General features: G+C 62.1%; 16 protein-coding genes. 12 read left to right on the top strand and 4 right to left on the bottom strand.

Going from position 1 to position 17,257, the window contains the following annotated elements; all coding sequences use genetic code 11:
• Positions 1 to 71 precede the first annotated feature (71 nt).
• A complete protein-coding gene (locus ACJ8KE_RS03875; RefSeq protein WP_016927372.1) occupies positions 72 to 296 on the top strand; it encodes a hypothetical protein in 225 nt (74 codons plus the stop codon).
• Entirely contained in the window at positions 293 to 559 is a 267-nt protein-coding gene (locus tag ACJ8KE_RS03880) for a hypothetical protein (protein ID WP_033650914.1), read from the top strand. The genes ACJ8KE_RS03875 and ACJ8KE_RS03880 overlap by 4 nt, the downstream gene beginning before the upstream one ends.
• 9 nt (positions 560 to 568) lie before the next feature.
• Here ACJ8KE_RS03880 and ACJ8KE_RS03885 read toward each other — a convergent pair whose 3' ends face one another.
• The 3 genes from ACJ8KE_RS03885 to ACJ8KE_RS03895 are packed head-to-tail and all read right to left on the bottom strand — an operon-like array spanning position 569 to position 3,146.
• On the bottom strand, positions 569 to 721 hold the full coding sequence (locus ACJ8KE_RS03885; RefSeq protein ID WP_004934619.1) for a DUF2474 domain-containing protein: 153 nt from the start codon (positions 719 to 721) through the stop codon (positions 569 to 571).
• Between the two features lie 14 nt (positions 722 to 735).
• Positions 736 to 1,743 carry a cytochrome d ubiquinol oxidase subunit II gene (gene cydB, locus ACJ8KE_RS03890; protein ID WP_016927375.1) on the bottom strand — a complete coding sequence of 336 codons (1,008 nt, stop codon included), beginning with the start codon at positions 1,741 to 1,743 and terminating at the stop codon, positions 736 to 738.
• A gap of 2 nt (positions 1,744 to 1,745) precedes the next feature.
• The gene (locus tag ACJ8KE_RS03895) at positions 1,746 to 3,146 is read right to left on the bottom strand and encodes a cytochrome ubiquinol oxidase subunit I (protein ID WP_016927376.1); all 1,401 of its coding nucleotides are present in this window, start codon (positions 3,144 to 3,146) and stop codon (positions 1,746 to 1,748) included.
• Positions 3,147 to 3,290: 144 nt separating this feature from the next.
• Here ACJ8KE_RS03895 and ACJ8KE_RS03900 point away from each other — a divergent pair, with 144 nt between their 5' ends.
• The 6 genes from ACJ8KE_RS03900 (at position 3,291) to ACJ8KE_RS03925 (ending at position 10,453) form a co-directional block, all read left to right on the top strand.
• On the top strand, positions 3,291 to 4,709 hold the full coding sequence (locus ACJ8KE_RS03900) for an aminotransferase-like domain-containing protein (RefSeq protein WP_004934613.1): 1,419 nt from the start codon (positions 3,291 to 3,293) through the stop codon (positions 4,707 to 4,709).
• A gap of 187 nt (positions 4,710 to 4,896) precedes the next feature.
• Positions 4,897 to 6,552 carry an ABC transporter substrate-binding protein gene (locus tag ACJ8KE_RS03905; protein WP_016927378.1) on the top strand — a complete coding sequence of 552 codons (1,656 nt, stop codon included), beginning with the start codon at positions 4,897 to 4,899 and terminating at the stop codon, positions 6,550 to 6,552.
• A 48-nt stretch (positions 6,553 to 6,600) separates the two neighbouring features.
• Entirely contained in the window at positions 6,601 to 7,557 is a 957-nt protein-coding gene (locus ACJ8KE_RS03910) for an ABC transporter permease (protein ID WP_004934604.1), read from the top strand.
• Between the two features lie 4 nt (positions 7,558 to 7,561).
• Positions 7,562 to 8,512, top strand: coding sequence for an oligopeptide ABC transporter permease (opp4C, locus tag ACJ8KE_RS03915; RefSeq protein ID WP_079449820.1), 951 nt, complete (start codon positions 7,562 to 7,564; stop codon positions 8,510 to 8,512).
• Positions 8,509 to 9,495, top strand: coding sequence for an ABC transporter ATP-binding protein (locus tag ACJ8KE_RS03920; RefSeq protein ID WP_305178652.1), 987 nt, complete (start codon positions 8,509 to 8,511; stop codon positions 9,493 to 9,495). Before opp4C ends, ACJ8KE_RS03920 begins: the two co-directional genes overlap by 4 nt.
• Positions 9,485 to 10,453: an ABC transporter ATP-binding protein gene (locus ACJ8KE_RS03925; RefSeq protein ID WP_016927381.1), complete on the top strand. Its 969-nt coding sequence runs from the start codon at positions 9,485 to 9,487 to the stop codon at positions 10,451 to 10,453. Before ACJ8KE_RS03920 ends, ACJ8KE_RS03925 begins: the two co-directional genes overlap by 11 nt.
• 2 nt (positions 10,454 to 10,455) lie before the next feature.
• Here the strand turns inward: ACJ8KE_RS03925 and ACJ8KE_RS03930 are convergent, their stop codons facing one another.
• Positions 10,456 to 11,430 carry an alpha/beta hydrolase gene (locus ACJ8KE_RS03930; protein WP_016927382.1) on the bottom strand — a complete coding sequence of 325 codons (975 nt, stop codon included), beginning with the start codon at positions 11,428 to 11,430 and terminating at the stop codon, positions 10,456 to 10,458.
• 658 nt (positions 11,431 to 12,088) lie between these two features.
• Here ACJ8KE_RS03930 and ACJ8KE_RS03935 point away from each other — a divergent pair.
• Genes ACJ8KE_RS03935 through astB form a run of 4 tightly spaced genes read left to right on the top strand, consistent with a single transcriptional unit; the run spans position 12,089 to position 17,255 of the window.
• A complete protein-coding gene (locus tag ACJ8KE_RS03935) occupies positions 12,089 to 13,303 on the top strand; it encodes an aspartate aminotransferase family protein (protein ID WP_015378175.1) in 1,215 nt (404 codons plus the stop codon).
• 52 nt (positions 13,304 to 13,355) lie between these two features.
• Complete coding sequence (gene astA, locus ACJ8KE_RS03940) at positions 13,356 to 14,390, top strand: arginine N-succinyltransferase (RefSeq protein WP_004934585.1); 1,035 nt, start codon at positions 13,356 to 13,358, stop codon at positions 14,388 to 14,390.
• Entirely contained in the window at positions 14,390 to 15,862 is a 1,473-nt protein-coding gene (gene astD / locus ACJ8KE_RS03945) for a succinylglutamate-semialdehyde dehydrogenase (protein ID WP_049299188.1), read from the top strand. The genes astA and astD overlap by 1 nt, the downstream gene beginning before the upstream one ends.
• A gap of 52 nt (positions 15,863 to 15,914) precedes the next feature.
• Positions 15,915 to 17,255 (top strand): N-succinylarginine dihydrolase, encoded by a 1,341-nt coding sequence (astB, locus tag ACJ8KE_RS03950; RefSeq protein ID WP_049299161.1) that lies wholly within the window; start codon positions 15,915 to 15,917, stop codon positions 17,253 to 17,255.
• Positions 17,256 to 17,257 lie beyond the last annotated feature (2 nt).

The raw sequence follows: 17,257 nt of genomic DNA on the forward strand, positions 1-17,257 counted from the left end.
CACTAATTGAACGATATTTGGCGTTCCAGTAGACTTTCCCTCGGTGAATCAACGACCACAGGAGGTGGAGTATGCGCAGCTTGCCGATTCGGTTATCGAATAAAATTGATGATGATCTGAACGATATTGCCCGGCGTCACGGGATGGAAAAAACCGAGGTAATTAAAATGGCGTTTGCACTGATCGCCATTGCCGATAAGTACTGGATGAAACAGGATGGCACTTCTCTTGGCATTGTACGGGAGAATGGTGAACAGCTTGAAGCGGTGGGGCGGGTCGTGGAGATCTTCCCATGAACATCGAAAGCCGTAATCTGCGCGATGAGGCCAGCCAGGTTTATCTGGAGCAGGTCTTGGTCTTCGACGAAATGGAGCGGCTGCGCCTGGCGCGCCAGGTACTGTGCGGGATATTCGCCGTCAGCGTGGGCGTATTCGCCGCCCACGCCTATTGGGACAAAAACGAAGCGCTCGGTCAAGTGTTCGAACTGGTCAAGATCGGCGCCTTGCCGCTGGTCACGCTGGTGGTCTCTTTTTACTTTCCCAACAGCGCGTCCAGATAAGGCGCCGCGTCAATGCGACTTCATGCCCGCCGCGGTCATCAGCAGGCGGAACAGCGAGGCGACCACGAACAGCCCCAGCACGCTGGCGCTCCAGATGATCACCAGCCAACCGATGCGTTTCCACCAGGGCGCCGGAGCGGCTGCCGCCGTTTTATCTTGCATAGCGTCCTCCCTCCTCAGTGATAGCCATGCTCATGGCTGATCTTGCCGCGGAACACGTAGTAGCTCCAGAAGGTGTAGACCAGAATGATCGGGATGATGAACAGCGCGCCCACCAGCATAAAGCCGAGGCTCTGCGGCGGCGCGGCGGCGTCCCACAGGCTGATGGCCGGCGGGATCAGGTGCGGCCAGATGCTGATGCCAAGCCCGCTCAGGCCGAGGAACACCAGCAGCAGCGTCAGCATGAACGGCGAGTAGTGCGCGCCGCGTTTCACCCCGCGGTGAATGCCCCAGGCGCTGAGCAGCACCAGCAGCGGCACCGGCAGCAGCCAGAACAGGTTCGGCAGCGTAAACCAGCGGGCGGCGATTTCCGGATGGGCGATCGGCGTCCAGACACTGACCGCAGCCAGCACCAGCAACAGGATCGCCAGCAGCGGCGTCGCCAGGTGATACATGCGCGCCTGCAGATCACCGGCGGTTTTCATCACCAGCCAGGTGCAACCGAGCAGGGCGTAGGTCACCACCAGCCCCAGCCCGCAGAACAGCGCGAACGGCGTCAGCCAGTCCAGCGCGCCGCCGGCGTAGGTGCGGCCTTCGACCGGGAAGCCGTTGATCACGGCGCCCACCACCACACCCTGGCTGAAGGTGGCGAACAGTGAGCCCCAGATAAACGCCTTGTCCCAGATATGGCGCTTCTCCGGCGTCGCCTTGAAGCGAAACTCGAAGGCCACGCCGCGGAAAATCAGCCCAATCAGCATCAGCGTCAGCGGGATCGCCAGCGCGTCGAGGATCACCGAATAGGCCAGCGGGAAGGCGCCGAACAGCGCCGCGCCGCCCAGCACCAGCCAGGTCTCATTGCCGTCCCACACCGGGGCGACGGTGTTCATCATCAGATCGCGGTCGCCGCTCTCTTTCACCCACGGAAACAGGATGCCGATGCCCAGGTCGAAACCGTCCATCACCACATACATCATGGTGCTGAACACGATGATGACAAACCAAATCAGCGGAAGATCGATACCCATGTTCAGCTCCTGTCGTCCAGAGTGTCGTTGACCGCGGACAGCGGACGCGCCGGGCGGCCCTCGGTATTGTCTTCTTGGTGTTCATGCGGCTGCGGCCCTTTGCGGATCAGGCGCATCATGTAGGAATACCCCACGCCGAACACCGAGCAGTAGACGATAATGAACGCCAGCAGGCTGATGCTCATGTGCAGATCGCCGTGCGCGGAGACCGCATCCTTGGTGCGCAGCAGGCCATACACCACCCACGGCTGGCGGCCTATCTCGGTGGTGAACCAGCCCGCCAGCAGCGCCAGCAGTCCGGATGGACCCATCCACAAAATGAAGTACAGGAACGGGCGCGACTGATACAGCCCGCCGCGCCAGCGCAGCCACAGGCTCCACACCCCGGCCAGAATCATCAGCATGCCCAGCCCGACCATGATGCGGAACGACCAGAACACCACGGTGGAGTTGGGGCGGTCCTCCGGCGGGAAGGATTTGAGCGCCGGCACCTGCTCGGTCAGGCTGTGCGTCAGGATCAGGCTGCCGAGGTAGGGCACCTCCAGCTTGAAGCGGGTCTCTTCACGCTGCATGTCCGGCCAACCGACCAGGATCAGCGGCGTGGCTTCGCCCGGCGGGTTTTCCCAGTGGCCTTCGATGGCGGCGATCTTCGCCGGCTGATGTTTCAGCGTATTCAGGCCGTGCGCATCGCCGATCATCGCCTGCACCGGCGCGACGATCAGCGCCATCCACATCGCCATCGACAGCATTTTGCGCATCGCCGGGGTATCGCGGCCGCGCAGCAGATGCCAGGCGGCAGAGGCGCCGACGAAGAACGCCGAGGAGAGGAAGGCGGCGGTGGACATGTGCAACAGGCGGTACGGGAAGGACGGGTTGAAGATCACCTTCAGCCAGTCGACCGGCACCACCTGGCCATTGATGATTTCATGCCCCTGCGGCGTCTGCATCCAGCTGTTGGAGGCCAGGATCCAGAAGGTGGAGATCAGTGTGCCGAGCGCGACCATGCAGGTGGCGAAGAAGTGCAGCCCTGGGCCGACGCGGTTCCAGCCGAACAACATCACGCCGAGGAAACCGGCTTCGAGGAAGAAGGCGGTCAGCACTTCATAAGTCAGCAGCGGCCCAGTAATGCTGCCGGCAAACTCGGAGAAGAAGCTCCAGTTGGTGCCGAACTGATAGGCCATCACCAGCCCGGACACCACGCCCATGCCGAAGTTAACGGCGAAAATCTTTGACCAGAAATGGTAAAGCTCACGGTAGGCTTCATTGTGCGTTTTCAACCATAATCCTTCCAGCACCGCCAGATAGCTGGCTAAACCGATGGTGATGGCGGGGAAAATGATATGGAAAGACACGGTGAAGGCGAACTGTATTCTGGCGAGTTCCAGTGCATCAAGACCCAGCATGGCGCCTCCTAGGGTTGAACATAAATTAACCTCTTGAGTATAGCTGTCATTTTTATGTGAAAAGCTTGGCGTTAAGTTAATCACGAAGTACAGTGACTATAATAGTGACAGTTATTTTACTTTTTCATATAACAGTTAATGGTTATGACCCGATACGAGCAGCTTGCGCAGCAGATTAGAGAACAGATCCAGAACCGGGTGTGGCGGGCGGGCGACAAGCTGCCTTCGCTGCGCGAGAGCGGCAAACGCGCCGGATTGAGCCTGATGACGGTGGTGCAGTCTTATCAACTGCTGGAGAGCCAGGGGTGGATCGTCGCCCGGCCGCAGTCGGGCTACTATGTGGCGGCGCGTCCGCAGCCGCTGCCTCAGCCTTCGCGCGGCGAGAAACTGCTGCTGAGCGAGCAGGTGGACATCAACGCCTTTATTTTCGACGTGCTGCAGGCCTGCAAGGATCCGGACATCGTGCCTTTCGGTTCGGCGTTTCCCGACGCCACGCTGTTCGCCCAGCCGAAGCTGGCGCGGGCGCTGAGCAGCGTAGCGCGCAAGTTCACGCCGCACAGTTCGCTGGCCAACCTGCCGCCGGGCAACGACGCGCTGCGGCGGCACATTGCCCAACGTTATGCGCTGAGCGGCATGCAGGTTGCGCCGGACGAAATTGTCATCACCGCCGGGGCGATGGAGTCGCTCAGCCTCAGCCTGCAGGCGGTGACCCAACCGGGCGACTATGTGGCGATCGAGTCGCCGGCGTTTTACGGCGCGTTGCAGGCGCTGGAACGGCTGCGGTTGAAGGCGGTGGCGATCGCCACCCATCCGCAGGACGGCATCGATCTGGACGCGCTGCAGCAGGCGGTGGAACAGTATCCGATCAAAGCCTGCTGGTTGATGACCCACTTCCAGAACCCGCAGGGCGCCACCCTGCCGGAAGCTAACAAACAGCGTCTGGTGGCGCTGCTGCGCGAACGGCAGATCTCGCTGATCGAAGACGATGTCTACGGCGAGCTGTACTTCAGCGCCGAACGGCCGTTGCCGGCCAAGGCGCTCGACAGCGGCGGCCAAATTCTGCACTGTTCGTCGTTTTCCAAATGCCTGGCGCCGGGCTTTCGCGTCGGCTGGGTGGCGGCGGGGCGTTATGCGCAGCAGATCCAGCGTTTGCAGCTGATGAGCACCGTTTCCACCAGCGTGCCGACCCAGATGGCGCTGGCGGATTATCTGCTGCACGGCGGCTACGACACCCACCTGCGGCGGTTGCGCCGCTTGCTGGCCCAGCGCCAAAGCGCGATGCGTCAGGCGATCGCCCACCATTTCCCGCCGACGGTGAAGGTCAGCCAACCCGACGGCGGTTACTTCCTGTGGCTGGAGCTCGATCCGGCGCTGTCGTCGATGGAGCTGTACCGGCGGGCCCTTTCCCGGGGCATCAGCATCGCGCCGGGGCGCATGTTCACCACCGGCGACCATTTCAACCACTGCTTCCGTCTCAACGCCTCTTTTGAATGGAATGACCGCTTTGAAGAGGCGATAAAAACCTTAGCCAAACTTATCCGGGGGCTGGCGGCGGCCGGCTGAACCGCATTTTTCCCGCCGCTTCGCCCCAGAAAAATTCATAATGCTTTTTTCGGCAATGGAATGCCGGTTTCGTTGTTAGACAGCCCTCCAGCCGCCCATTACTCTGCGATAAATTTTGTCACATTTTTATCAACGGGTAGACGAGGGGCAGTGGGTGAGTAGAATAAAAAACAAGCTAAACAAACTGTTGCGTTATCGGTTGACGCCGCTGGCGTTGATCTGCGCGCTGGGATTGAGCGCCGGCGCGCAGGCGGAAACGCTGGCCGAAGGCATCACGCCGGCCAGCGACGTCAGCCGGGTGCCGGCCGCCGCCAAGCTGCGCAAAGACACCGTGGTGGCGGGCATCTCGGAACCGCAGGGGATTTTCAACCCGTATCTGTTCACCAACGGCTGGGACGAGAACGTGACCGACGTGATCTTCAGCCGCCTGATCGGCCTGGACAGCCAGGGCAAGCCGGAAGGGCGCCTGGCGGAATCCTGGCAGGTCAGCCCCGATAATCTGACCTATACCATCAAGCTGCGGCCGAATCTGGTCTACAGCGACGGCTCGCCGCTGAAAGCCGACGATATCGCCTTTACCCTGACGCTGCTGCACGATCCGGCCTATGACGGCGACACCGATATCACGCCGGCGCACATCCAGGGCGGCGCCGAGTATAAAAACGGTACCGCCGCCGGCATCAGCGGGCTGAAGGTGATCGACGATCGCACCATTCAGATCGTCACCACCCAACCGGGCGCGACCACGTTGCAACTGATTGGCGGGCCGGTATTGTCGCGGGCTTACTACGGCAAAGACTATCAGCGCGGCAAGCTCGACAGCGTGCGCGCTTTCAACGGCAAGCCGCTCGGCAACGGCCCCTATATTTACGACAAGTACGTGCCGGGGCAGGAGATCCGCTTCCACGCCAACCCGAACTTCTACCTCGGCCCGCCGCCGATGGCGCGCTTTATCTACCGCGTCACCAACCCGGCCACCAACTTCCAGCTGTTCCAGACCGGTGAGACCGACTACGACGCCTTTACCGCCAAGCCGGACGATATCGAACAGCTCAAGCTGCTCGGCTTCGCCAATATCAACCTTTACAGCTCAAGCGATTACAGCCGCGTTGATTTCAACCTCAGACGCCCGGCGCTGCAGGACAAGCGGGTGCGTCAGGCGCTGATTTACGGCCTGGATCGGCAAAAATTGATCGCCGTGGTGTACCAAGGGTATGGCAAGGTCGCCAACCAGCCGATTTCGCCGATTTCCTGGGCTTACGACGCCAACGGCATCAATCCTTACGCTTACGATCTCGATAAGGCCAAAAAGCTGTTGGACGAGGCTGGCTGGCAGGTGGGCGCTGACGGCATCCGGCAGAAAGACGGTAAAAAGCTGGAGCTGACGCTGCTGGTGACCAAAAAGCTGATCAACGACGCGCTGGTGCCGATCGCCAAGGATAACTACCGCCGGCTCGGTGTGGTGCTGAAACCGCAGGTATTGGATTTCAACGCGCTGCTGGCGCAGCGCAAGGCGGGCAATTACGACCTGGCGTCCCTCAGCACCAGTACGCTGAACGATCCGCACGACGGCGTGCGCGATTTCATCAGCCGCGAGAGCGAGACCGGCTACCATAACCCACAGGTGGATGCGCTGATCGCCAGGGCCAACGCCACGCTGGATATCGCCCAGCGCAAGCCGCTGTACCACCAGTTGTATCAGGCGCTGTCGGACGATCCGCCGGTGATCCTGCTCGGCAACCGCGAGATTTTGAGCGCCAGCAGCGCGCGCGTCACCGGCTTTAAACCGGATATCTATAACGGATTGGTCGGCAGCCTGCCGAACGTCAAACCGGCGCCGTAACGCCCTGACGCCGCCGCGCCATTCCGGGCGGCGGCGATGGAACCCGCGATGAGAAACTTTATCTTGCGCCGTCTGTTGCAGACTATCCCGATGCTGTTGTTGGCTTCCTTGCTGATTTTTTGCATTTTCGCCCTGGCGCCCGGCGACTTTATCGACGGCAACATCAACCTGACCGCGCAACGCGCCGCCGAGCTGCGGGCGCTGTACGGGCTGGATCAGCCGTTGTTCAGCCGCTATCTGCACTGGCTTGGCCGGCTGCTGCAGGGCGACCTCGGCTTTTCACTGCAGTACCAGATCCCGGTCAGCACGCTGCTGAACCAATACATCTGGAACTCGTTCCTGCTGGCGGCGGTGGCGATGGTGTTGTATTGGGGCATCGCGCTGGCGGTGGGGGTGATCTCGGCGATGAAACCCTATTCACTGTTCGATCATCTGATCACCGTGGCGGTGTTCGCCGCCATGTCGTTTCCGACGTTCTTCCTGTGCCTGTTGCTGATCAAATGGTTCGCCGTCGATCTGCACTGGCTGCCGGCGGGCGGCATGCTGCGCACCGGCAGCGAGGCGAGCGGGCTGGCCTGGGCGCTGGAGGTGGCGGCGCACCTGCTGTTGCCGGTGCTGGCGCTGGTGATGCTGCAGGCCGGCAGCCTGACGCGCTATTTCCGCGCCAGCATGCTGGAGGTGATCCGCATGGACTATATTCGCACCGCGCGCGCCAAAGGGCTCAGGGAGAAAACGGTGATCCTCAAACACGCGCTGCGCAATGCGCTGTTGCCGATCATCACCCTGCTGGGGTTCGAGCTGCCGGGATTGTTCTCCGGCGCGCTGATCACCGAAAAAATCTTCAACTGGCCGGGCGCCGGACATATCCATATCGATTCGCTGGCGGCGCGTGATTACCCGGTATTGATGGGGTTCACGCTGTTTCTGGCTGCCTTGACCATTCTCGGCAATCTGCTGGCGGACATTCTGTACGCCTACGCCGATCCACGCATTCGCTTGAGGTAACACGATGTTGGCTACGTTGTTTTTCGGCCGCCGTCGCCGCTGGCGCCAGGCGCAACTGCCGGCGCTGGCGCAACTGTCGCCACCGCCCGCGGCGCAGGCCTGGCGACGGCTGCGCCGCCACCGGCCGGCGATGATTTCGCTGGCGTTGCTGGTGCTGTTGGCGTTGCTGTGCCTGATTGGGCCGTCGTTGTCGCCGTGGCGCGACGATGCCGGCGATGTGCTGAATATCAATCAGGCGCCCAGCGGCGCGCACTGGTTGGGCACCGACTTTCTCGGCCGCGATATCTGCACCCGGCTGCTGCTGGCGGGGCGGATATCGCTGACCATCGGCCTGGTGTCGATGCTGCTGTCGGTGACGCTGGGCTACGTGCTGGGGGCGCTTTCCGGTTATCTGGGCGGCGTGGCGGATCGGCTGATCATGCGCTTCGCCGATCTGCTGATGACCATTCCCGGCCTGCCGCTGTTGATCATCATGGGCGCGATGCTGACCGAACTCGATGTGCCGCCGGACTACCGCATCTACATGGTGATGATCATGCTGAGCCTGCTGGGCTGGCCGTCACTGGCGCGGCTGGTGCGCGGCCAGATCCTGTCGCTGCGCGAGCGGGATTTCATGTTGGCCACCGAAGTGCTGGGGCTCTCCACCCGGCGGCGCCTCTTCGGCCATCTGTTGCCCAATACCGTGCCGATTTTGGTGGTGGTCGCCACCATGGCGGTGGCCAACGCCATCCTCAGCGAGTCGGCGTTGAGCTACCTTGGGCTGGGCGTGGTGCCGCCGACGCCGTCGTGGGGCAACATGATGGACGCCGCCAACAGCCTGATCGACTTTCAGCGCCGCCCTTGGCTGTGGATGCCGCCGGGGCTGGCGATCTTCGTCACCGTGGTGGCGATCAATATCTTGGGCGACGGCCTGCGGGACGCGCTCGATCCGAAAATGAGCGGGGTAAAACGATGAGTCAACCGCTGGTGGCGTTCGACCGACTGTCGGTGTCGTTTCAGGGCGAGCAGGGGCCGGTGCGGGCGGTGCAGCAGGTCAGCCTGGAACTGCAGGCCGGGCAAACGCTGGGGATCGTCGGCGAATCGGGCTGCGGCAAAAGCGTGACCGCCATGGCGCTGATGGGGCTGTTGCCGCAGCCGCTGGCGCAGGTAGACGGCGGTGAGATTCGCTTTGAAGGGCAAAACCTGCTGTCGCTACGGGCATCCAAGATGGCGGATCTGCGCGGCAAGCGGCTGGCGATGATTTTTCAAGAGCCGATGAGCGCGCTTAATCCGGTGTTGACCCTCGGCGAACAACTGGTGGAGCCGCTGATCAGGCACTTGCTTCTGTCGCCGAAAGCGGCCTGGCGTCAGGCGGTGCAACGGTTGGAGGAGGTGGGGTTGGCGCGCGCGGAGGCGCTGATGCGCTGCTACCCGCACCAGCTTTCCGGCGGCATGCTGCAGCGCGTGATGATCGCCATGGCGATAGGGTGCCGGCCGGCGCTGCTGATCGCCGATGAACCGACCACGGCGCTCGACGTCACGGTACAGGCGCAAATTCTGGCGTTACTGCGCGAGCAGAGCCGGCGACACAATATGGCGATGATCTTGATCACCCACGATCTGGGGGTGATCGCACAAATGGCGGATCGGCTGGCGGTGATGTACGCCGGGCGCGTCGTCGAGCAGGGCACGACGCGGGAAGTACTGGCCGAACCGCGGCACCCTTATACTCAAGGGCTGATCGCCTCGCGGCCGGTGCCGGGACAGCGGCGTCGCCGTTTGTACTCCATTCCCGGCCAGGTGCCGGATCTGGCGCGGCTGCCTGAACACTGCGCGTTTGCCGAGCGCTGCGCGCAGGCCACCGCGCGCTGCCGCGATGGCATTCCGCCGCTGTACGGGACTCAGCAGCGCCAATCCGCCTGCTTCCTCAACGCCGGAGGGCGCCCGCATGTCGACTGAACCCTTGGTGGAAGTGAAAGGGTTAAAGAAATATTTCCCGCTGCGCGACGGGCTGTTCGGGCGCACCACCGGCCAACTGAAGGCGGTGGACGACGTCAGCTTCAGCATCCGCAAGGGCCGCGTTTTCGGACTGGTGGGCGAGTCCGGCAGCGGCAAAACCACCGTCGGCCGCACGCTGCTCGGCCTGCACGATAAAACCGCCGGCGAGGTGCTGTTCAAAGGGCAGGCGCTGGATAGCCTCAACAAAGACGCGCTGCGCGCCCTGCGGCCGAAAATGCAGCTGGTGTTTCAGGATCCGTACAGCTCGCTGAACCCGCGTCTGCGCGTGGGCGACGCCATCGGCGAAGCGCTGTTGCAGCACGGCCTGGCAAGCAAGGCGGAACTGCGCGAACGGGTGCTCGATACCCTGGCGATCTGCGGGCTGTCGCCGCAGCATTACGGGCGGTTTCCACATGAGTTTTCCGGCGGCCAGCGGCAGCGCATCGGCATCGCGCGCGCGCTGATCCTGCAACCGGAATTTATCGTCGCCGATGAACCGATATCGGCGCTCGACGTGTCGATCCAGGCGCAGATCATCAATCTGTTTTCCGATTTGCAGGAACGGCAGGGGGTGACGCTGCTGTTTATTTCGCACGATCTCGGCGTGGTGGAGCATCTGTGCCAGGACGTGGCGGTGATGTATCTGGGGCAGATCGTCGAGAGCGCCGACCGCGATTCGCTGTTTCGCCAGCCGCTGCATCCCTACACGCAGGCCTTGTTGGCGGCGGTGCCGACGTTGGATGCGCAACGTTCGCCGGCGTGGGCGGCCGGCGGCGAGCCGCCGAACCCCGCCAACCCGCCGCGCGGTTGCCGTTTCCATCCCCGCTGCCCGCTGGCCACGGCGCAATGCCGTGAACAGGCGCCGCATCTGCGTAGCGTGGCTCCCGGCCATCAGGTGGCTTGCCACGTGGTTGGCTAGCGTCAGGACAGATAGTGCTTCAACGCGCGCCCGGCCTGGTGGATCGCCGAATGCACCGCCGGGACGTGGGCGAGCGGATTCAACAGGCCGTAATCGTGGATCAGGCCGTTGTAGCGGGTGGCGGTAACCTCGACGCCGGCGGCGTCAAGCAGACGCGCGTAAGCTTCCCCTTCATCGCGCAACACGTCCAGCTCGGCGGTTTGCACCAGCGCCGGCGGCAAGCCCCGCAGCTGTTCCGACGTGGCGTTGAGCGGCGAGGCGTAGATGTTTTTGCGCTGCGCCTTATCGGGCGCATAGCTGTCCCAAAACCACTTCATCATGTTGCGGGTCAGGAAATGGCCTTCGGCGAACTGATGATAGGAATCGGTATCAAAATGGGCGTGCGTGACGGGCCACAGCAGGATCTGGCAACGCAGCGCCGGTATGCCTTTCTCTTTGGCCATCAGGCTGACCACCGCCGCCATATTGCCGCCGACGCTGTTGCCGACCACCGCCAGCCGTGACCCATCGACGTTGATTTTTTCGCCGTACTCGGCCACCCATTCCGTGGCGGCATAGGCCAGATTGATCGCCTGTGGGTAATGCGCTTCCGGGGAACGGGGGTAGTTGACGAACACCGCCGCCGCGCCGGAGCTGTAAACCAGATCGCGCACCAGCCGTTCATGGGTGGGAAAATCGCCCAGCACCCAGCCGCCGCCGTGAAAGAACATGAATACCGGCAACGCCTCCTTGACCCTGGCCGGTCGCACCAGATGCAGCAGAATATCCTGGCCCTCAACGTGGATGGTTTTCTCGCTGATTTCCACCTCGCGCAGCGGCACCTCGACGCTGCGTTGCGCGTCCTCCAAAACCCTGCGCGCCTCTTTGGGCTTCATCTGCTCCATGGGTTTACCGCCGGCGGCATTCAGCGCGTCGAGAAACGCGCGGATGTCGTGTTGGGCGTGCGGCTGGCTGAGATCGACGGTTTTCTTGGGCATGGTGGCTCCTTGTGCGCAGAAGAGAAGGGGCGGTCAGGATCACAGTGTAGTCGCTGGCGTACAAAGCAGGAACCGCGGTCAACGCGGCTCCTTTTGCGCGAGCATAGCGGGTGGCGTCGCTGCCGCGTTGCACCATGCTGGCGCGCCGCCGCACCCGATGGGGGCAAAAAGTGTGATAGCGAGCAAATTGGGTGAAATTATTTTTGCGAGCCCGATCAGAAATCCTGAAGTTTTTCGTAATTGAATAGGATTTCGCACGCAATGATGATTTTAGGCCTTATTTTTTAATTTATGCATTACCAATGCATAGAAAATGAATAAATATTCACTATAAGCCGTTGTTTTAACGTAAAAAATAGCAAAATCCGGCAAAAATCCCGTTTTGGCACGATAGCTGCTCTACACTCTTTATCAAACGACATGTATTTTAACTGCTCGTTAACATTTACTCCCCGCTCAGGGACCGGATATACGCCATAAATAGTGAAAAACCGATTTTATGTAACAGATTTGTTTCTAAATCAGCGGTGAGGGACAGCATTTTCTCCGCCGCGAAAGTCGGTTTTGAACAACGGTTTTTTTGCATTGTGGCGGTCTAACCGGGCTTGAGCGGCCCTTACAGTCAAAATTCAGCCTTTGCTGAGATTATGAGGTCACTATGGAACAGCCAATCGCAGTTACCCGCCAGTCTTTCGATGACTGGATGGTCCCGGTTTATGCCCCTGCCGATTTTATTCTGGTGCGTGGCGAAGGATCGCAGGTGTGGGATCAGCAGGGTAAGTCTTACATCGATTTCGCCGGCGGCATCGCGGTTAACGCGTTGGGCCATGCGCACCCGGCGGTCAAGGCGGCGCTGGTGGAGCAGGCGGGCAAACTGTGGCATCTGGGCAATGGTTATACCAACGAACCGGTACTGCGTCTGGCCAAAAAACTGATCGACGCCACGTTCGCCGACAAGGTGTTTTTCTGTAATTCGGGTGCAGAAGCCAACGAAGCGGCGCTGAAACTGGCGCGCAAGCATGCGCACGACCAGCACGGCGCCGGTAAAGATCAGATTGTGGCGTTCAACAACGCGTTCCACGGCCGTACGCTGTTCACCGTTTCCGCCGGCGGCCAGCCGAAATATTCGCAGGATTTTGCGCCGCTGCCGGGCGGCATCACCCATACGCCGTATAACGATCTGGCCGCAGCGGCCGAGCTTATCAACGATCGCACCTGCGCGGTGATCGTCGAGCCGATCCAGGGCGAGGGCGGCGTGCTGCCGGCGGAGGCCAGTTTCCTGCAGGGGCTGCGTGAACTGTGCGATCGTCATAACGCGCTGCTGATCTTCGACGAAGTGCAGACCGGCGTCGGCCGCACCGGCCACCTGTATGCCTACATGCAGTACGGCGTGGTGCCGGACGTGCTGACGACCGCCAAAGCGCTGGGCGGCGGCTTCCCGATCGGCGCGATGCTGACCACCGATGCGCTGGCGAAAACGCTGGGCGTCGGCACCCACGGCACCACCTACGGCGGCAACCCGCTGGCGACGGCGGTGGCGGGGGAAGTGTTCTCCATCATCAACACGCCGGAAGTGCTGGAAGGCGTCAAGCAACGTCACCAGTGGTTCATCGACGGGTTGAACGACATCAACCGCCAGTACCCGATCTTCGCCGAGATCCGCGGGGGCGGTTTGCTGATCGGCTGCCAATTGAAGAAAGATTATGCCGGCAAAGCGAAGCAGATCACCCAACTGGCCAACGAAGAAGGCGTTATCGCGCTGATCGCCGGCCCGGACGTGGTGCGTTTCACTCCGTCGCTGATCATCCCTGAGCAGGATGTGAAAGAGGGGCTGGCGCGATTCGCGCGCGCCGTGGCGCGCATTTGCAGCTAATCAGCGGGCTGCGCCTTCACCGGCGCAGCCTGATTCAGAAGAGGTTCGCATTATGATGATTATTCGCCCTATAGAGCGTCGCGATCTGGCGGATTTACTGACGCTTGCCGGTAAATCCGGCATCGGTCTCACTTCACTGCCGCAGAATGAAGATACCTTGTCGGCACGCATTGAGCGGGCGTTAAAAACCTGGCAAGGCGAACTTCCGCAAAGTGACCAGTGTTATTTGTTCGTGTTGGAAGACAGCGAGCGCCGGCAGGCGGTGGGGGTCTGCGCGATCGAAGTGGCCGTCGGCCTGGCGGAACCCTGGTACAGCTTCCGCGTCGGCACGCAGGTGCACGCTTCCAAACAGCTGAACGTCTATAAATCGGTGCCGACGCTGTTCCTCAGCAACGACCATACCGGACATTCGGAACTGTGCACGCTGTTCCTCGATCCGGATTATCGCCACGGCGAGAACGGCAAACTGCTGTCGAAGGTGCGTTTCCTGTTTATCGCCGCGTTCCGTGAACGCTTCTCCCGCCGTCTGATCGCCGAGATGCGCGGTTTCTCCGATGAAAACGGCCGTTCGCCGTTCTGGGAGAGCGTCGGCCACCGTTTCTTCTCCATCGAGTTCGCCAAGGCGGACTACCTGAGCGGCACCGGGCAAAAGGCGTTTATCGCCGAGCTGATGCCGAAACACCCGTTGTATGTCGATTTTCTGGCCGAAGATGCGCAGAAAGTGATTGGCGAAGTGCACCCGCAAACCCTGCCGGCGCGCCGGTTGCTGGAGGCGGAAGGCCTGAGCTATCAGGGCTACGTCGATATCTTCGACGGCGGTCCGACGCTGGAAGCGGAGATCGACCATATCCGCGCGGTCAAGCAGAGCCGCCTGGTGAAAGTGGTGCTGGATGACACGCCGATGCGCGCCGATGCGCCGGTGCATCTGGTGGCCAACGACAACTATCAGAATTACCGCGCACTGTTGGTCAATGCCGATCTGTATGACGACCGCCTGCATATCAATGCCGCCACCGCTGCGGCGCTGGGCGTCGAACAGGGCAGCCCGGTGCGGGTGCTCCCCCTTATTGCACAGGAGAAAGCATGATGTCCCATCCTGCTCTGTTGATTAACGGCGTCTGGCGGCAGGGCCGCGGCGCCGAGTTCGGCAAGGCCGATCCGGTCGGCAACCAGCCGCTGTGGCGCGCTAACGCCGCCGACGCCGACGACGTCGCCGCCGCCTGCGAAGCCGCGCGCGCCGCGTTCCCCGCTTGGGCGCGCACGCCGTTCGAGCAGCGCGAACAGCTGGTGAAACGCTTCGCCGCCTTGCTGGAAGAACACAAGCAGTCGCTGGCGGAAACCATCAGCCGCGAGACAGGCAAGCCGCGTTGGGAAACGCTGACCGAAATTCAGGCGATGATCGGCAAAGTGGGCATTTCGCTGCAGGCCTATCAGACGCGCACCGGTTTTAGCCAGACGGCGATGGCCGACGGCGCTTCGGTGCTGCGCCACCGTCCGCACGGCGTGCTGGCGGTGTTTGGGCCTTACAATTTCCCCGGCCATCTGCCGAACGGCCATATCGTGCCGGCGCTGTTGGCCGGTAACTGCGTGGTATTCAAACCGAGCGAGCTGACGCCGTTGACCGCCGAGGAGACCCTGAAACTGTGGCTGCGGGCCGGTCTGCCGGACGGGGTGATCAATCTGGTGCAAGGCGGCCGCGAAACCGGCGAAGCGTTGGCGGCCAGTGCGGATATCGACGGTCTGCTGTTCACCGGCAGCGCCGGCACCGGCTATCACCTGCATCGCCAATTGGCGGGGCAGCCGGAGAAGATCCTGGCGCTGGAGATGGGCGGCAACAATGCGCTGATCGTCGACGGCTTCGAGGATCGCGACGCGGCGGTCAACCTGGCTATCCAGTCGGCGTTTATCTCCGCCGGCCAACGCTGCACCTGTTCGCGTCGCATTCTGGTGAAGCAAGGGGCGGAAGGCGACGCTTTTATCGCGCGTTTGGTTCAGGTGGCGGGCGAACTGCGCGTCGGCCGTTGGGATGCAGAACCGCAGCCGTTCATGGGCGGGGTGGTGTCGGCGGCCGCGGCGGAAAACATGCTGAAAGCGCAGCAACGCTTGCTGGCGCTGGGCGGCAAATCGCTGCTGAGCATGCGTCTGCTGGAGCCGGGCAGTTCGCTGCTCAGCCCGGGCATCGTCGATCTGACCGGCGTGGCCGGCGTACCGGACGAAGAGTATTTCGGGCCGTTGACCACCATCGTGCGTTATCGCGATTTTGACGAGGCGCTGCAGCTCGCCAACCGGACGCGCTACGGCCTGTCGGTGGGGCTGGTATCGCCGCAGCGCGAGCTGTTCGAGCGGCTGTTGCTGGAAGCGCGCGCCGGCATCGTCAACTGGAACAAGCCGCTGACCGGGGCGTCCAGCGCGGCGCCGTTCGGTGGCGTGGGGGCCTCCGGCAACCATCGCCCAAGCGCCTTCTATGCGGCGGACTATTGCGCCTGGCCGATGGCTTCGCTGGAAAGCGAAAGCCTGTCGCTGCCGGCCACGCTCTCGCCGGGCTTGTCGTTCCGTTAATCGTCTGCGGCGGCGCGATGGTGCTGCCGCACGCTATCCCCAGGGGATAAACATGTCAGGATATGAAGTCAATTTCGACGGTTTGGTGGGGCCGACGCACCACTATGCCGGGCTGTCGTTCGGCAACGAGGCGTCAACGCTGCATCAAAACAGCGTATCGAACCCGAAGCTGGCGGCGAAACAAGGTTTGCTGAAAATGAAGGCGCTGGCCGATCTCGGTTTCCAGCAAGGGGTCTTGCCGCCGCAGGAGCGGCCGCATTTGCCGATGCTGCGTCGCCTGGGTTTCAGCGGCAGCGATGAGGCGGTGCTGGCGCAGGCGATGCGTCAGTCGCCGCGCCTGCTGTCGGCGCTCAGCTCGGCGTCGTGCATGTGGACCGCCAATGCGGCCACCGTGTCGCCTTCGGCGGACAGCGCCGACGGCAAGGTGCACTTCACCGCCGCCAACCTGAACAACAAATTCCACCGCGCCATCGAAGCGGAGACCACCACCGCCGTATTGCGGGCGATGTTCAGCGACGATCGGCATTTCGCCCACCACGAGGCGCTGCCGCAGGTGGCGTTGTTCGGCGACGAAGGGGCGGCCAACCATAACCGTTTGGGCGGTGATTACGCCAAGCGCAGCGTGCAGGTGTTCGTCTATGGTCGTCAGGAATTCGGCGGCGAAACGGCGCCGGCGCGTTATCCGGCGCGCCAGACGCGCGAAGCCGGCGAGGCGATCGCTCGCCTGCACCAATTGGATGAACAGCATACGGTCTTCGTGCAGCAAAACCCGGCGGTGATCGATCAGGGCGTGTTCCATAACGACGTGATTGCGGTCAGCAACCAGAACGTGCTGTTCCATCATCAGCAGGCGTTTTACCGCCAGCAACAGGCGCTGGATGAAGTGCGCCGCAAGATGGCGACGCTGGACAGCGAGCTGGTGGCGATCGAAGTGCCGACAGAGCGCGTCTCGGTAGCGGACGCGGTGGCGACCTATCTGTTCAACAGCCAAATTCTTACCAAACCGAACGGCAAGATGATGATCGTCGTGCCGGAGGAGTCGCGTCAGCACGCCGGCGTGTGGCGTTATCTCAACGACATGGTCGGCAGCGGCGGCCCGATCGATGAAATCCGCGTGTTCGACCTGCGTGAAAGCATGCGCAACGGCGGCGGCCCTGCCTGCCTGCGGTTGCGGGTGGCGCTCAACGAACAAGAGCTGAGAGCGGTCAATCCGCGCGTGATGATGAACGATCGGCTGTTCGCAACATTGAACGAGTGGGTCGATCGTCATTACCGCGACCGCCTGACGCAGGATGACCTGGCCGATCCGCTGCTGCTGCGCGAAGGGCGCGAGGCGCTGGATGCGTTGACGTCGATCCTCGGTCTCGGCGCCATTTATCCGTTCCAACGCTAAGG

The sequence above is a fragment of the Serratia sp. CY56464 genome, assembly GCF_052168435.1.
GTDB classification, from domain to species: domain Bacteria; phylum Pseudomonadota; class Gammaproteobacteria; order Enterobacterales; family Enterobacteriaceae; genus Serratia; species Serratia marcescens.

Bases quoted from the DNA above. Each gene is read 5' to 3' on its own strand.
- astD (WP_049299188.1), top strand. From the start codon at position 14,390: ATGTCCCATCCTGCTCTGTTGATTAACGGCGTCTGGCGGCAGGGCCGC.
- astB (WP_049299161.1), top strand. From the start codon at position 15,915: ATGTCAGGATATGAAGTCAATTTCGACGGTTTGGTGGGGCCGACGCAC.
- ACJ8KE_RS03895 (WP_016927376.1), bottom strand. From the start codon at position 3,146: ATGCTGGGTCTTGATGCACTGGAACTCGCCAGAATACAGTTCGCCTTC.
- ACJ8KE_RS03880 (WP_033650914.1), top strand. From the start codon at position 293: ATGAACATCGAAAGCCGTAATCTGCGCGATGAGGCCAGCCAGGTTTAT.
- ACJ8KE_RS03885 (WP_004934619.1), bottom strand. From the start codon at position 721: ATGCAAGATAAAACGGCGGCAGCCGCTCCGGCGCCCTGGTGGAAACGC.
- opp4C (WP_079449820.1), top strand. From the start codon at position 7,562: ATGTTGGCTACGTTGTTTTTCGGCCGCCGTCGCCGCTGGCGCCAGGCG.
- ACJ8KE_RS03875 (WP_016927372.1), top strand. From the start codon at position 72: ATGCGCAGCTTGCCGATTCGGTTATCGAATAAAATTGATGATGATCTG.
- ACJ8KE_RS03900 (WP_004934613.1), top strand. From the start codon at position 3,291: ATGACCCGATACGAGCAGCTTGCGCAGCAGATTAGAGAACAGATCCAG.
- ACJ8KE_RS03920 (WP_305178652.1), top strand. From the start codon at position 8,509: ATGAGTCAACCGCTGGTGGCGTTCGACCGACTGTCGGTGTCGTTTCAG.
- ACJ8KE_RS03930 (WP_016927382.1), bottom strand. From the start codon at position 11,430: ATGCCCAAGAAAACCGTCGATCTCAGCCAGCCGCACGCCCAACACGAC.
- ACJ8KE_RS03925 (WP_016927381.1), top strand. From the start codon at position 9,485: ATGTCGACTGAACCCTTGGTGGAAGTGAAAGGGTTAAAGAAATATTTC.
- ACJ8KE_RS03910 (WP_004934604.1), top strand. From the start codon at position 6,601: ATGAGAAACTTTATCTTGCGCCGTCTGTTGCAGACTATCCCGATGCTG.
- ACJ8KE_RS03935 (WP_015378175.1), top strand. From the start codon at position 12,089: ATGGAACAGCCAATCGCAGTTACCCGCCAGTCTTTCGATGACTGGATG.
- cydB (WP_016927375.1), bottom strand. From the start codon at position 1,743: ATGGGTATCGATCTTCCGCTGATTTGGTTTGTCATCATCGTGTTCAGC.
- astA (WP_004934585.1), top strand. From the start codon at position 13,356: ATGATGATTATTCGCCCTATAGAGCGTCGCGATCTGGCGGATTTACTG.